The sequence below is a fragment of the Stenotrophomonas sp. STEN022 genome (genome assembly GCF_056760155.1).
On the sequence record NZ_JBRREG010000102.1, the window covers coordinates 1 to 14,718 of the forward strand.

Here is a 14,718-nt window from a genome sequence, read left to right on the forward strand (position 1 = left end):
CCCCCCCCCCCCCCCGCCAACCCCCACCCCGAAAACTGCCCTCCCAACCCCTGGCTGCGCCCCCGGGCGGCGCGCGGGCCCCCCGCTACAGTACGCACATGAACGAATTCGACCGCGTACGCGACTATCTGACCGGCCTGCAGGACCGCATCTGCGCCGCCATCGAGCAGGCCGACGGCCAGGCCCGTTTCAACGAGGACCGCTGGCAGCGTGCCGAAGGCGGCGGTGGCCGCACCCGCATCCTGCGCGATGGTGCGGTATTCGAGCAGGCCGGCATCGGCTTCTCCGACGTCGCCGGCACCCGCCTGCCGCCCTCGGCCTCGGCCAATCGCCCGGAGCTCGCAGGAGCGTCCTGGCGCGCCTGTGGCGTCTCGCTGGTGTTCCACCCGAGCAACCCCTACCTGCCGACCACCCACGCCAACGTGCGCTACTTCCAGGCCGAACTGGATGGCAAGACGGTGGCGGCCTGGTTCGGCGGCGGCTTCGACCTGACCCCGTTCTATCCCTTCGACGAGGACGTGCAGCATTGGCACACGGTTGCGCGCGAGCTGTGCGCGCCTTACGGCGAAGACCGCTATGCCGCGCACAAGCGCTGGTGCGATGAATATTTCTTCCTCAAGCACCGCAATGAAACGCGCGGCGTTGGCGGCCTGTTCTTCGACGACCTGCACGCTGATTTCGAAACCGACTTCGCTTACCTGCAGGCGGTTGGTGACGGCTTCCTCGATGCCTACCTGCCCATCGTCGAACGCCGCAAGGACACGCCGTATGGCGAACGCGAGCGCGAGTTCCAGCTGTACCGACGCGGCCGCTACGTCGAGTTCAACCTGGTCTACGACCGCGGCACCCTGTTCGGCCTGCAGAGTGGCGGCCGCAGCGAGAGCATCCTGATGAGCCTGCCACCGCGCGTGCGCTGGGAGTACGGCTACACCCCCGACAGCGGCAGCGACGAAGCTCGCCTGGCCGAATACCTGGTCCCAAGAGATTGGCTGTAGTCCCGAGCCATGCGCGGCAGGGGCTTTACCAGGAAACCAAACTTGCAGGAGCGGCGTAAGCCGCGAAGCTCATGGTCGGTCCGATTGCAGGCATCGTCGCCACTTCATTGCTGTCGGCTTCGCGGCTTACCCCGCTCCTACAACACCTTTGCCGAGCATGGCTCGGCACTACATCTTGTCCTTCTTGAGGATGATGGTGATGTGGCCGGTGGTTTCCAGCAGCGCCAGATCTACTTCATCGACTTGATCGCAACCGGCATCGCGCATCGCCTTGGCGAAATCAGCCTTGCTGACCAGCTCGCGCTGCAGCACTTTCTGCAGCACATGGCCATGCCGCGCCAATACCACCGGCTCGCCCTCGATCATCCGCTCCACGACTGGGCTGCGGGTGGTGATCCAGCCGACGAAGTAGTTCAAGGCAATCAGCGTCAGCGCCAGCAGCAGGCCGCCACCCAGTGATGTGTCCTGCCCCAGCAAGGCGTTCTGCACCGCATTGCCCAACAACACCAGCAGCAACATGTCGAACGGGGTGAACTGGCCCAGCGTGCGCTTGCCTGCCAGCCGCACCATCACCAGCACCACGACATAGACAATCACCGCGCGCAGGATGAATTCCCACCACGGCATCGCCAGCGCAAAAAGATCGGACATGGTTCCCCTCCATCACTCGATGGGGCCATCCTCGGCCATCGAGGATAAAAATGATGCGAGAAGCACAGCGACTGCTTCGCCAGCCGGAATCATTTCGTTTGCGCAAAAAAGAAGCCCCGCCGACCAGGGGGGGGTCGACGGGGCCGGGGAGCGGGCATTTGGGGAGGAATCCCCGCTCCGAGATCTGCTCCAGGGGATGGGAGAGATCCGCGACAGACGTTGCGTCTGTCGCGGACTATATGAGCACTCTCAACCTTGATGGTTCGTGAAGATTCTGTCTTTCTTCCAAAATAATTAAGGACAGATTCATCTGCGAAAAACACCGCTATTTTCTAAATGCGATGTAACGCGACGCATTGTTTCATTTACTAAAACTTTCTAGTTAAGAAACTAGAAAATCAATGAGCTTCGTCCCAATTTTCCCCGATTCCGGTATCAACCACCAAGGGCACACGCAGGCTCGCGGCGGCTGCCATCCGTTGTTCGACTTCGGCGCGCAAGGTGTCGATGAATGCGATGTCCGCCTCGAACACCAGTTCATCGTGCACCTGCAGGATCATCTTGGCCTTGTCACTGTGCCCCTGCAGCCAGCCATCCACGCTGACCATCGCGCGCTTGATGATGTCCGCCGCGGTGCCCTGCATCGGTGCGTTGATGGCGGCACGCTCGGCGCCGGCACGCAGGCCCTGGTTGCGGGCGTTGATGTCGTTCAGGTACAGGCGGCGACCAAACAGGGTTTCCACATAGCCCTGCTCGCGTGCCTGCACGCGCATGCGCTCCATGAAATCACGCACCGACGGATAGCGGCTGAAATACAGCGCCACATAATCCTGCGCCTGGCCACGATCAATGCCGAGGTTCTTGGCCAGGCCGAACGCACTCATGCCGTACATCAGGCCGAAGTTGATCGCCTTGGCCGCGCGCCGCTCGTTCGGCGTCACTTCGTCCAGCGCGCGACCGAACACTTCGGCAGCGGTGGCACGGTGCACGTCGGCGCCCTGCTCGAATGCGCGCACCAGGCCCGGGTCTTCCGACAGATGCGCCATGATCCGCAACTCGATCTGCGAGTAGTCGCAGGCCATCAGCTTGCGTCCCGGCGGTGCGACGAATGCCTTGCGGATACGCCGGCCGTCCTCGGTGCGGACCGGGATGTTCTGCAGGTTGGGATCGGAAGAAGACAGGCGGCCGGTCGCCGCACCCGACTGGTGGTAGCTGGTGTGCACGCGGCCGGTATCCGGGTTGACCATCTCCGGCAGCTTGTCGGTATAGGTGCTACGCAGTTTGGTCAGGCCGCGGTATTCGAGGATGACGCGCGGCAGCTCGTGTTGTTCGGCAATCGCTTCCAGCGCCTCTTCGTTGGTGCTGGGCTGGCCCTTGGGGGTTTTCACCAGCGCTGGCAGGCCAAGCTCGTCGAACAACACCGCCTGCAGCTGCTTGGGCGAGTCCAGGTTGAAAGTGTGGCCGGCCAGCTCGGTGGCCTTCTGCTGTGCGGCCAGCATGCGTGCCGACAGATCGCTGCTCTGCCGCTTCAATTCGGCCGCATCGATGCGTACACCGTTGGCCTCGATGCGGGCAAGCACCGGCACCAATGGCATTTCGATATCGCGGTACACGCTCTGCAGCGAGGGCACGGCCGCCAGCTGCGGGCCCAGCACGCGGTGCAGGCGCAAGGTGATGTCAGCGTCTTCGGCGGCGTAGGCACCGGCTTCGTCGATGCCTACCTGGGCAAACGAAATCTGCTTTGCGCCCTTGCCCGCCACCTCCTCGAACTTGGTGGTGGTGTAGCCAAGATAGCGCTGCGCCAGCGAGTCCATGTCATGGCGGGTAGCTGTTGAATTGAGCACGAAGCTTTCCAGCATGGTGTCGTCGGCATAGCCCTGCACGTCGACGCCGTGGCGGCGCAGCACATGGATGTCGTACTTGCCGTGCTGGCCGAGCTTCTTCTTGCTGGCGTCTTCCAGCAGCGGCTTGAGCGCATCCAGCACCTGCTGCATCGGCAGCTGTGCCGGTGCGCCGGGGTAGATGTGGCCGACCGGGATATACGCACCCCTGCCGACCTCTACCGCCAGGCTGATGCCGACCAGGTTGGCGCGCATCGCATCCAGCGCATCGGTTTCGGTATCAAACGCGAATTCGTCGGCGGCCTGCAGGCGCTCCACCCAGGCCTGCAACTGCTCGCTGGTGAATACCGTTTCGTATTCACCCTTGGCCGCCATCGCCGGGTCCAGCCCGGCAACCGGCTCACTGTCGGCCGCCTTGGCGTAGCCAGCGGCGGTGCCGCGCAGGCTGGGCTTGCTGTCGGCAGCGACGTCGGGCGCGGCAACCCCACCCAGCTCGCGCAACGCCTGGGTGAAGCCGTAGCGCGCATACAGGCCACGCAGCGACTCCACGTCCTGCTCGCGCAGCTGCAGGTCGCGTGGTCCCTGTTCCAGCGGCACGTCTGTGCGGATGGTGACCAGATCGCGGTTCAACGGCAGGCGCGGCAGCGCGACGCGCAGGTTCTCACCGATCTTGCCCTTCATGGCAGTTGCGGCAGCAATCACGCCGTCAAGATCGTTGTACTCGGCCAGCCACTTGGCGGCGGTCTTGGGGCCGCACTTCTCCACGCCCGGCACGTTGTCGACGGTATCGCCCATCAGCGCCAGGTAATCGATGATCTGATCGGCACGCACGCCGAATTTTTCCATCACTGCCGCGTCAGAATCGGTACGGCTGCCGGTCATGGTATTGACCAGCACCACGCCTGGGCGCACCAGCTGTGCGAAATCCTTGTCGCCGGTGGAGATGGTGACCTCCAGTCCATCCGCAGCGGCGGCCAGCGCTAGCGTGCCGATCACGTCATCAGCTTCGACGCCGTCGACACGCAGGATGTCGATGCCCAGCGCCTGCACGATGTCGCACATCGGCTGCACCTGCGAGCGCAGGTCATCAGGCATGGGCGGACGGTTGGCCTTGTACTCGGCATACATGTCGTCACGGAAGGTCTTGCCCGGTGCATCGACCACGAAGGCGACGTACTCAGGCTTCTCTTTCAGCGTGGAACGCAGCATGTTGACCACGCCGAACAGCGCGCCGGTCGGCTCGCCATTGGCGTTGGTCAGTGGCGGGAGCGCGTGGAACGCGCGGTACAGGTAACTGGAACCGTCTATCAGGACTAATCTGCTCATGCGCTGATTCTACGCGGCGGGCCGCTGCTGCACGTGGACAGGCATAATCGGACCATTCCCACCGAAGGAAGCACCACCATGAAATCCTTGCTGCTGATCCCCCTGCTGGCCCTGTCCGGCTGCGCCACCCTCGGCGCGGGCTCGCCACCGGTAGATGTCAAAGGCGCGGATGTCACCCGCAAGGCGATGGACAACGGCGACACCATCGAGGAGTACCGCGTCGGCGGCACCCTGCGCATGGTCAAGGTGACCCCGGCCCGTGGTGCCCCGTTCTACATGTACGACCGCGACGGCGACGGCCGCATGGACAGCGACAAGGACGGCACCAAGCCGGTGTACTGGAAGCTGTATAGCTGGTGATCCAGCTGCCGGCGGGTGCCAGTAGACAAAGCTGGGCCTGAAACCTCCCTTCTCCCGCAAACGGGGTTAAGAACAGGCGCTTACGAGCCAAAGGCTCGTGACTGTTCGTACGCCCCGCGTGCTACGCGGGGCCGGGGCGCGGAGCGAGGTGCGCCGAAGGGGCGGATGAGGGGAGCTTTTGGCTTTGCTCAACAAGCAACCCCTCCCCAGCCCTCCCCTTCGCTGCGCGAAAGGGAGGGAGCTCAAAGCCTCAGCGGATCACCAACACCGGTACCGTGCTGCGGGCCAGCACCTCGGAGGTCTGGCTGCCCAGCAGTACCCGGGTGACGCCACGGCGGCCATGCGAGGTCATCACCACCAGGTCGCTGTTGCAGGCCTTGGCGGTGTCGATGATGCCGTCGGCGGCGTAGCGGTCCAGCACGTGGTGGGTCTGCACATCGGCCACATCGGCCGCATGTGCTGCCTCCAGCGCCGGCTGCAGGATCTTCTGCGCGGCTTCCTCGCGGTCCTTCTTGTACTCCGGGCTGGCCTCGTAGCCGGCGCTCCAGCCCATGGCGTCGTACATGCCCACCGCCCACGGCTCGGAAACCGTGACGATGTCGGCATGCGCGCCCAGCTGGGCGGCCAACTCCAAGCCCTTGGCCAGACCCTTGGCGGAAAGCTCGGAACCGTCGGTGGCGATCAGGATGCGCTTGTACATGGCAGTTCTCCTTGGATGAAGGGTGGTGGTGACACCATTGCACACCCGATGTTGCCCCCATGCCTTGCGCAAGATCAAACCGGGCCGATCAGGCGCTGACCCATACCTCCCAGTGTGGTCCACGCTGCTGCCAGTCGAACTCCACCGGCAGGAACTTCTCGATAAGCCTGGCATTGCTGCGCAGATGGTCGCTGAGCGTGGCGGTGGTGAAGCGACCGCCGCCGGCCAGCGCCATCGGCAGCAGCAACTGGTCGGACAGATGCTCGCCCACGCAGGCGCCGCCCTCCAGATAGGACTGTACGGTGTCGGCCAGCCGACCCGCCACGTCCTCGGCAGCCAGTCCGCGCTCGCCATGGCTGTCGAAATGCTCGACATGCTGGTCATGCTGCACCGTCATCGAAGCCACGTTGCCCGGCCCCAGCGCCGGCCGCACCACCCGCACATGGCGTGGATGGGCGTCCACGCCGAAGCGCTTGGCCAGCACATCCAGCTCGCGCTGACCGATGGCGGCGGGCAGGCCCGATACCAGCACCTGCGCTTCCAGCGCCTGCAAGGGCCCGCGCACACTTAACTCGAGTGGCTGCAGCTGCGCACACGCCTGCACCGTCGCTTCCAGCACCCCGCCACCGGCCGGATGGAAGCCCGGCACATGCAACTGCAGGTCCGCCTGCACGCCCATCCGCGCCAATGCCGGCAGATAGCAGCTGCTGATGAAGTCGGCACTCGGTGCCATCGGGTTGTGTGTACCGCCTTCCAGGCGCACACGTGATGGCGCGGAGGTCTGCCATAGCGCGGGCAGCACCGTCTGCAGCACCAACGTCGCCGAACCGGCGCTGCCGATGGCGAAGTGGTAGTCGCCCGCCTGCACGATGCCGGGCACGAAACGCAGCGTGGTCGCGCCCAGGGCCGCGCCTTCTACGTGCGCATTGCTGATCCGCGCCGCAGCGTTGACCGCGGTCAAATGCTGGCGCATCAAGCCGGGCCGTGAGCGCTTGGCACGGATGTCCTGCATGGCAAAGCCAATCCCAGTGCACAGGCTCAAGCTCAACGCAGAGCGCAGCAACTGCCCGCCGCCCTGGCTTCCATCTATCTCAATCATTTCCATTGTCTTGCCTTCCTTTGGCGCCCCACCGCAGTGGAGCGCCATCTTGCCTTATCCCTTCACACATACCACCTGACGCAGGGTATGCATGATCTCAACCAGATCGCGCTGCGCCTCCATCACCGCCTCGATCGACTTGTAGGCGGCCGGTGACTCATCCACTACCTCAGCGTCCTTGCGGCACTCCACGTGCGCGGTGGCCTTGATGTGGTCATCCACGCTGATCAGCTTGCGCGCCTTGGTGCGGCTCATCACGCGGCCGGCACCGTGGCTGCAGCTGTGGAAGCTGTCCTCGTTGCCCAGCCCGCGCACGATGAAGCTCTTGGCGCCCATGCTGCCCGGGATGATGCCCATCTCGCCCTTGCGCGCGCTCACTGCGCCCTTGCGCGTCACCAGCACATCCTTGCCGAAGTGGTGCTCGCGGTTGACGTAGTTGTGGTGGCAGTTGACCGCCTCGGCCTGCGCCTCGAACGGCTTGCTGATCACCGTACGCGCGGCCGCAACCACATTGCGCATCATCACCTCGCGGTTGATGCGGGCGAAACGCTGTGCCCAATCCACCGCGAACACGTAGTCGCCGTAATGCGCGCTGCCTTCCGGCAGGTACGCCAGGTCCTGGTCCGGCAGGTTGATCATCCAGCGACGCATCTCCTGCTTGGCCAGTTCGATGAAGTAGGTGCCGATGGCATTGCCGACGCCACGCGAGCCGGAGTGCAGCATGAACCACACGCGCTGCTCTTCATCCAGGCATACCTCGACGAAGTGGTTGCCGGTACCCAGCGTTCCCAGATGCTTGAGGTTGTTGGTGTTCTTCAGCTTGGGGTGACGCTCGCAGATCAGGGCGAAGTCGGCAGCGAGCTGCGACCAGCCTTCCACCGCCAGCTCCGGCGCGGTGTCCCAGCTGCCCTTGTCGCGGCCGCCACGGGTCACGCTGCGGCCGTGCGGCACTGCGCGTTCGATCGCGCTGCGCAGCGCCGACAGATTGTCCGGCAGGTCGCTGGCGGTCAGCGTGGTGCGGGTGGCGATCATGCCGCAGCCGATATCCACGCCAACTGCAGCCGGAATGATGGCGCCGATGGTCGGTACCACCGAGCCCACGGTCGCACCCTTGCCCAGATGGACGTCGGGCATCACCGCCACCCACTGATGGATGAAGGGCAGGCGCGCGATGTTCTTCAGCTGCTCGCGGGCCTCGTCTTCCAAGGGCACGCCGCGCGTCCACAGCTTGATCGGTGCCGCACCCGGCTCCTGGATGACGTTGTAATTGGTGTCGTTCATTGATGGCTTTCCTGTCATCTTCAAATCAAAGGTGCGGTGACAAAAGGGGGTGGAACTGTCCGCAGTACCAGAGCAGGTCTGGCAAGGCAGCCGGGACTTGAACCCGACCCCGAAGGGCTTCCAATGTAGTTCCACCTGCATTCACCGCATGAAACATCTACGAAAGGTGCCGGCCTGCACGACAAGGTTTGAAGGAACATCCTGCTCTAACCAGACTGAGCTACCGCTGCGTTTCCACAACGGGCGGGATTCGAACCCGCGACCCGGAGCTTAAGAGGCTGTAGTTCCTTCGGCATTCGTGCATGCCGACGTTGAAGCGCTTTCATGCCGAAGCACGAAGTAATACGAACAAGGTGCCGGCAGATACGACAAGAATGATGGAACGCTTCACCGCTGTGCCACGAGGGCAAGGCGGCGATCCTGCTCTATCCACTGAGCTACCGACGCATCGCGGCATCGGGCGGGATTCGAACCCGCGACCTGGAGCGTCAAATGCTGTAGTTCCATCGGCATTCGTACAGACCGACATGAAGGGTGGGAGCAGACGGCAAGGGTTGGACTGACCCTCCGGATTCGAACCGGAGTGAACAACCAATGTAGTCAGGCCGGCATCCGCCTTCTCCCATGAAATAGTCTCCAGGCCCGGCCGGCCCCATTGCCGGCCGGGCATCACATCGGCGACATCCGTATCGCCCTTACAGATCCATTGCCGCGATCCGTTCCACCCAGCGCGGGCGCTGCGCCGGCGGCAGGCTGGCATTGGCCAGCAGTTCGAACACTGCATCGCTGAAGCCGCCGATATGCAGCACGTCTTCGCGCTCAACCGTCTGGCTGCTGGCCACCGGCTGCAGATCAATGCAGACCAGCTGCGCCTGCGGGCAACGCGCCTTCAGCACGGCCCACTCACGCATGGTTGCGGTCTCGCGGTTGCCGCGGGTGTCACGCCAGCTCTCGTTGTCCGACACCAGCACCAGCAGATCCACCTGTGCCCGCTTGCGGTTGAGGTGGGCCAGCGGTGCGCTTACCGAGGTACCGCCACCATTGATCGCCAACTGCCGTGCCAAGGTCATCACACTGTCACGCGGGTTCAACTGCTGCGGACGCACCGCGGTATCGAACGGCAGCACCTGCGCCTGCGGGTGACCGCGCAACACACAGGCCGCGATCAGGGCCGCGACGTCGACGCACCGCGCCGCCGAGCTTGCTCCCTTGCGATAGCCAGTCACTGGCCACTGCATCGAACCGGAAACGTCCACCGCCACCACCACCTTGCCCTGCAATACCGGCACCGCGGCGGTCGCCACTTCCATCGCGTCCTGCAGTGCGTCCAGGATCGGACGCGGCAGCGCCGCACCGGCGTGGTAGGCCATCAGCAGTTGGTAGGGCAGCACCCGCGAACGGGCAATCTGCTGCGGGTCACGCAGCTTCGCAGCCACCTCCGCCACCATCGCCGGATCTTCGAACACACCGTGACGGGCAAAGGTGTTCAAGTTCATCCGCAGCTGCTGCCAGCTCGAGTTGCGTGCCAGTACCGCCCATTGCGCGGCATCCAATGCCAGCGCGCTGTAGTACTGGAACGGCAGGTCCGGCAATATCCCGCGCGGTTCGCGCTTGAACGCCTCGTAGGCACGCAGCTCTGCTGGCAGCAAAGCCTCGTCGTAGGGCCGCCCGATCACCCAGGCATACAACGCCTCACGCGCGGCATCCTGCGGCTTGGGGTGGACCATGCGGATCACATCGGCCAGCGACGGCTGGTTGCCGATCGCCGCACGGATGATCGCCTTCGGCGAGGCCTGCTCCAGCCACTGCCGCAGCAGACGCTTCGGCAACGAGCCCAGCGAACGACGCCCCACCCGACCACTGCGCATGATCTGCACGAAGGTACGCAGCATGCGGCCGTTGTCGATCACATGCGGGAAGGCCGCGGCAAACGCCTCGCCATCGCGCATGCTCAGCATCGCCAACAGCAGTGCCGGCACGTCCTTCATATGTGCCACACCGTGGGCATAAGCAGCAGTGCGGGCAATGAAGCCAGCATCGACCTCGTTGCACAGCGCCTGCACCTGCTCCAGTTGCGCATCGGCGCTGGCGTAGAAGGTGCTGTTCAAGCAACCGGTGGCGGCGAACAGGGCCAATGCCGCACGCGGGTCACGGGCATAGGCCGATCCACCGGCTTCGTTGCGGACCGTGGCCTTCGGCAGCAGGGCGCCGCGGAAGGATGCGAACAGGTTTGCGTTGGCCATTTCGTGCTCCTTGGCGGGAACTGCCCGCCGCTCTCTTGGCCGTATACAACGCAATGGCCGTGCCAACTTTTCGATACTCCATTCAAGATGCTGATTTACAAAGGTATTTGTATTTTTCCGGAGAAGATTTGCACCTCCCGATTGCGCCTTTACGTATACTTTCAGCGCGCTTTTTATAGGAATGGATATGTCCAAGCGTCAGGTTATCTTCGGCATGCTCGGCACCCAGCTCGATTCGGGCAGCGGCCCCGGTCGCTGGGAAAAATGGCGGCCCACCGTAGCCCTGGGCATGCATGAAGACTTCCAGCCCGATCGCATCGAGCTGATGCTGGACGAGCGCCGCTTCAGCCGGCTGGCCAAACTGGTGCAGGAAGATCTGGCTCTGGTATCGCCGGGTACCGAGCTGCGCCTGCACGACACCTATCTGGTCGACCCCTGGGAATTCGAAGGCGTGTACGCACGCCTGCATGACTTCCTGGCGAGCTATCCATTCCAGCCGGACGAGGAGGACTATTACGTCCACATCACCACTGGCACCCACGTCACCCAGATCTGCTGGTTCCTGCTGACCGAGAGCCGGCACTTCCCCGGCCGCCTGCTGCAGACCTCGCCGCCGCGCAAGCAAGGCAATGGCGACCCCGGCAGCCACACCGTGATCGACCTGGACCTGTCGCGCTACGACCACATCGCCCAACGCTTTGCCCAACAGCAGCTGCAGGACCGCGACCTGCTCAAAAGCGGCATCGCCACCCGCAACCCGGGTTTCAACCGGATGATCGAGCAGATCGAGAAAGTCGCGACGCGCTCGCGCGCACCGATGCTGCTGACCGGCCCCACCGGTGCCGGCAAGAGCCAGTTGGCCAAGCGCGTATTCGAGCTGAAGAAGCTCAAGCACCAGCTGCCAGGTCGCTTCGTCGATGTGAACTGCGCCACCCTGCGTGGCGATGGCGCGATGAGCACTTTGTTCGGCCATACCAAGGGTGCCTACACCGGCGCCAGCAGCGACCGCGCCGGCCTGCTGCGCTCTGCCCACCAAGGCCTGCTGTTCCTCGACGAGATCGGCGAGCTGGGAGCGGACGAACAGGCCATGCTGCTGCGCGCACTGGAAGAGAAGCGCTTCCTGCCGGTGGGCAGCGACCGCGAGGTCGAAAGCGACTTCCAGCTGATTGCCGGCACCAACCGCGACCTGCAGCACGATGTCCACCAAGGCCGCTTCCGCGAGGACCTGCTGGCACGCCTGAACCTGTGGACTTACCAACTCCCCGGCCTTGCCGAACGCAGCGAGGACATCGAGCCCAACCTGGAATTCGAACTGGAGCGCTGGTCACGCGAACAGCATGAACGCGTGCGCTTCAACGCCGAAGCGCGTAGCCGGTACCTGACATTCGCCACCAGCAGCGAAGCAGCATGGCGCGGCAACTTCCGCGATCTGGGCGCCAGCGTTGTGCGCATGGCGACGCTGGCCAATGCCGGCCGCATCCAGACCGATGGCGTCGACGAGGAGATAAACCGCCTGCGCACGCAATGGCATGGCGGCGATGATGCATCACCGCTGCAGGTAGTGATGGGTGACGCAGCAAACCAGCTGGACCGCTTCGACCGCGTGCAGCTGGAGGAAGTGGTACGCGTCTGCCTGCGCTCAAAGAACCTGTCTGCAGCTGGCCGTGAACTGTTCGCGGTATCGCGCACGCAGCGCGCCAGCACCAATGACGCCGACCGCCTGCGCAAATACCTGGCCAAGTTCGATCTGGACTGGGAGCAGCTGCGGAATCACGCAACCCAACTGTAGTGCCGAGCCATGCTCGGCAGCCCTTCGCACACAGGCAATGCGCAGATCACGTCCCGGGTGCGCTGCGCTTGCCCGGGCTACATGGCTTGCCGCTTGATCAGATCACCGTCAGATTCGCATACGCCATCACCAGCCACTTGCTGCCTGCGTCGGCGAACTCGACCTGCACGCGTGCATGCTGGCCGTTGCCTTCGTAGTCGGTGACCATGCCTTCGCCGAACTTCGGGTGATTGACCAGCGCACCGAGCTTGATCGGCGGCTTCTCGATGTTGGCGTGGCCGCCCATCGACCGGCTTGCACCAAGCGAGGCCGGGCGCGAGACCTGTACCTTGGGGCGAACTTCATTGAGCAGCTCGCGCGGAATCTCACGCAGGAAACGTGACGGCAGGCTGTAGTTGTCCTGGCCGTGGATGCGGCGTGATTCGGCATAGCCCAGCACAAGCTTCTGCCGCGCACGAGTGATGCCGACATAGGCCAGGCGGCGCTCTTCTTCCAGACGCCCGCTTTCCTCCAGCGACCTAGCGCTTGGGAACAAGCCTTCTTCCATGCCCGCGAGGAACACCAGCGGGAACTCCAGGCCCTTGGCCGAGTGCAGCGTCATCAGCTGCACACCTTCCTCGCCTGCCTGTGCCTGGCCTTCGCCGGCCTCCAGCGAGGCGTAGGACAGGAACGCAACCAACTCGCTCATGTCCTCGGCACCTTCTTCGATGTCGTCTTCGCGACGCACGAAGCGCGAGGCCACCGATATCAATTCGTCGAGGTTGTCGGTACGCGATTCCGAATCCAGCGCGTTGCGGCTTTCCTTGCCCCAATGCTCACGCAATGCCGAACGCGACAGCACGTGATCGATGCGCTCGGACAGATCCATCTCGCCGGTCTCGGCGGTGATCTGCTGCACCAGGTTGATGAAGCCGGCCAGGGCATTCTTCGCGCGCGAAGTCAGGTCCGTGCCCTGCGTGGCCAGCATCGCCGCTTCCCACAATGGCAGCGCCTGCTGGCGCGCAATGCGTCGCACTTCATCCAGGGTACGCTCGCCGATGCCGCGCGTCGGCGTATTCACCGCACGCTCGAAGGCTGCATCGTCGTTGCGGTTGGTCATCAGGCGCAGGTAGGCCAACGCGTCCTTGATTTCAGCACGCTCGAAGAAGCGCATGCCGCCATACACACGGTACGGCACCTGCTCGCTGAGCAGGGCTTCTTCGAACGCCCGCGACTGCGCGTTGCTGCGGTAGAGCACGGCGACATCACCGTAGCTGCCACCATCGCGCACCCATTGGCGCGCACGCTCGACCAGGTAACGCGCCTCGTCCATTTCGTTGTAGGCGGCGAACACGTCGATCGGATCACCGTCGCCGCTGTCGGTCCACAACTGCTTGCCAATGCGGTCCGGGTTGTGCGCGATCACCGCATTGGCGGCGCCAAGGATGTTGGCGGTGGAGCGGTAGTTCTGCTCCAGGCGAATGGTCTGCGCGCCGGGGAAATCCTTGAGGAAACGCTGCACGTTCTCGACCTTGGCACCGCGCCAGCCGTAGATGGCCTGGTCATCGTCACCGACCACGAATACATGCGCGCTGTCGCCGGCCAGCACGCGCACGAAGGCGTACTGGATGGCGTTGGTGTCCTGGAACTCGTCGACCAGGATTTCGCGGAAGCGGGCGCGGTAATGCGCCAGCAGCGCCGGGTTGTCGCGCAGCAGTTCATGCGCGCGCAGCAGCAGCTCGGCGAAGTCGACCAGGCCGGCACGATCGCAGCGCTCCTGGTAGGCCGCATAGGCCTGGCGCAGGGTCTCGCCCCACTGGTCATGCGGCTCGGGCTGGATGTGCTGCGGACGGCGGCCTTCATCCTTCTGCGTATTGATCCACCACATCACCTGCTTGGGCGGGTACTTGCTGTCGTCCAGCTCCAGCTGCTGGACCACGCGCTTGATCATGCGCAGCTGGTCATCCGAGTCCATCACCTGGAAGGCTTCCGGCAACTTGGCATCGGCCCAGTGCAGGCGCAGCAGGCGATGGGCGAGACCGTGGAAGGTACCGATCCACATACCGCGGCTGCCCTTGCTCAGCTGCAGGTCGATGCGGTGGCGCATTTCGCCGGCCGCCTTGTTGGTGAAGGTGACCGCGAAAATGCCGTGCGCAGGCACGCCGCAGACTTCGGTGAGCCAGGCGATGCGATGGATAAGCACGCGCGTCTTGCCGGAACCGGCGCCGGCAAGAATCAGGTGGTGACCAAGAGGCGCGGAAACGGCCTCGCGCTGGGCTGCGTTCAGCCCGTCGAGCAAGTGGGAGACATCCATGCGCCCATTTTACGGGAAGGCGTCCCGGTAGTGGGGGGGGGGGGGGGGGGGGGGGGGGGGGGGGGGGGGGGGGGGGGGGGGGGGGGGGGGGGGGGGGGGGGGAGGGGAGGGGGGGGTGGGGGGGGGGCGGGGGGGGGGGG

10 protein-coding genes are annotated in these 14,718 nt (G+C 64.4%); 3 read left to right on the forward strand and 7 right to left on the reverse strand.

Features of this window, described 5'->3' with window-relative positions; genetic code table 11:
• Nucleotides 1-98: 98 nt before the first annotated feature.
• Nucleotides 99-995: an oxygen-dependent coproporphyrinogen oxidase gene (gene hemF / locus ACVOMF_RS17665; protein WP_481510414.1), complete on the forward strand. Its 897-nt coding sequence runs from the start codon at nucleotides 99-101 to the stop codon at nucleotides 993-995.
• A 168-nt stretch (nucleotides 996-1,163) separates the two neighbouring features.
• Here the strand turns inward: hemF and ACVOMF_RS17670 are convergent, their stop codons facing one another.
• Nucleotides 1,164-1,646, reverse strand: coding sequence for a DUF421 domain-containing protein (locus ACVOMF_RS17670; protein WP_481510415.1), 483 nt, complete (start codon nucleotides 1,644-1,646; stop codon nucleotides 1,164-1,166).
• Between the two features lie 398 nt (nucleotides 1,647-2,044).
• The gene (polA, locus tag ACVOMF_RS17675) at nucleotides 2,045-4,813 is read right to left on the reverse strand and encodes a DNA polymerase I (protein WP_481510416.1); all 2,769 of its coding nucleotides are present in this window, start codon (nucleotides 4,811-4,813) and stop codon (nucleotides 2,045-2,047) included.
• 78 nt (nucleotides 4,814-4,891) lie between these two features.
• Between polA and ACVOMF_RS17680 the strand changes: the two genes are divergently transcribed.
• Nucleotides 4,892-5,173 carry a DUF2782 domain-containing protein gene (locus tag ACVOMF_RS17680; RefSeq protein WP_481510417.1) on the forward strand — a complete coding sequence of 94 codons (282 nt, stop codon included), beginning with the start codon at nucleotides 4,892-4,894 and terminating at the stop codon, nucleotides 5,171-5,173.
• Nucleotides 5,174-5,423: 250 nt separating this feature from the next.
• Here the strand turns inward: ACVOMF_RS17680 and ACVOMF_RS17685 are convergent, their stop codons facing one another.
• The 4 genes from ACVOMF_RS17685 to ACVOMF_RS17700 form a co-directional block, all read right to left on the reverse strand.
• Nucleotides 5,424-5,873: a universal stress protein gene (locus tag ACVOMF_RS17685; protein ID WP_481510418.1), complete on the reverse strand. Its 450-nt coding sequence runs from the start codon at nucleotides 5,871-5,873 to the stop codon at nucleotides 5,424-5,426.
• An 88-nt stretch (nucleotides 5,874-5,961) separates the two neighbouring features.
• Nucleotides 5,962-6,978: an RNA 3'-terminal phosphate cyclase gene (gene rtcA, locus ACVOMF_RS17690; protein WP_481510419.1), complete on the reverse strand. Its 1,017-nt coding sequence runs from the start codon at nucleotides 6,976-6,978 to the stop codon at nucleotides 5,962-5,964.
• Nucleotides 6,979-7,026: 48 nt separating this feature from the next.
• Nucleotides 7,027-8,253: an RtcB family protein gene (locus tag ACVOMF_RS17695; protein WP_481510420.1), complete on the reverse strand. Its 1,227-nt coding sequence runs from the start codon at nucleotides 8,251-8,253 to the stop codon at nucleotides 7,027-7,029.
• 695 nt (nucleotides 8,254-8,948) lie between these two features.
• Entirely contained in the window at nucleotides 8,949-10,496 is a 1,548-nt protein-coding gene (locus ACVOMF_RS17700; protein WP_481510421.1) for a vWA domain-containing protein, read from the reverse strand.
• 187 nt (nucleotides 10,497-10,683) lie between these two features.
• On the opposite strand from ACVOMF_RS17700, the gene rtcR reads away from it, so the two are divergent.
• Entirely contained in the window at nucleotides 10,684-12,285 is a 1,602-nt protein-coding gene (rtcR, locus tag ACVOMF_RS17705) for an RNA repair transcriptional activator RtcR (RefSeq protein ID WP_481510422.1), read from the forward strand.
• Nucleotides 12,286-12,382: 97 nt separating this feature from the next.
• On the opposite strand, the gene uvrD is transcribed toward rtcR, so the two are convergent.
• Nucleotides 12,383-14,578, reverse strand: a complete 2,196-nt coding sequence (gene uvrD, locus ACVOMF_RS17710; protein WP_481510423.1) for a DNA helicase II — start codon at nucleotides 14,576-14,578, stop codon at nucleotides 12,383-12,385.
• Between the last annotated feature and the right edge of the window lie 140 nt (nucleotides 14,579-14,718).

Bases quoted from the DNA above. Each gene is read 5' to 3' on its own strand.
- ACVOMF_RS17700 (WP_481510421.1), bottom strand. From the start codon at position 10,496: ATGGCCAACGCAAACCTGTTCGCATCCTTCCGCGGCGCCCTGCTGCCG.
- uvrD (WP_481510423.1), bottom strand. From the start codon at position 14,578: ATGGATGTCTCCCACTTGCTCGACGGGCTGAACGCAGCCCAGCGCGAG.
- rtcA (WP_481510419.1), bottom strand. From the start codon at position 6,978: ATGGAAATGATTGAGATAGATGGAAGCCAGGGCGGCGGGCAGTTGCTG.
- ACVOMF_RS17695 (WP_481510420.1), bottom strand. From the start codon at position 8,253: ATGAACGACACCAATTACAACGTCATCCAGGAGCCGGGTGCGGCACCG.
- ACVOMF_RS17680 (WP_481510417.1), top strand. From the start codon at position 4,892: ATGAAATCCTTGCTGCTGATCCCCCTGCTGGCCCTGTCCGGCTGCGCC.
- polA (WP_481510416.1), bottom strand. From the start codon at position 4,813: ATGAGCAGATTAGTCCTGATAGACGGTTCCAGTTACCTGTACCGCGCG.
- hemF (WP_481510414.1), top strand. From the start codon at position 99: ATGAACGAATTCGACCGCGTACGCGACTATCTGACCGGCCTGCAGGAC.
- ACVOMF_RS17685 (WP_481510418.1), bottom strand. From the start codon at position 5,873: ATGTACAAGCGCATCCTGATCGCCACCGACGGTTCCGAGCTTTCCGCC.
- rtcR (WP_481510422.1), top strand. From the start codon at position 10,684: ATGTCCAAGCGTCAGGTTATCTTCGGCATGCTCGGCACCCAGCTCGAT.
- ACVOMF_RS17670 (WP_481510415.1), bottom strand. From the start codon at position 1,646: ATGTCCGATCTTTTTGCGCTGGCGATGCCGTGGTGGGAATTCATCCTG.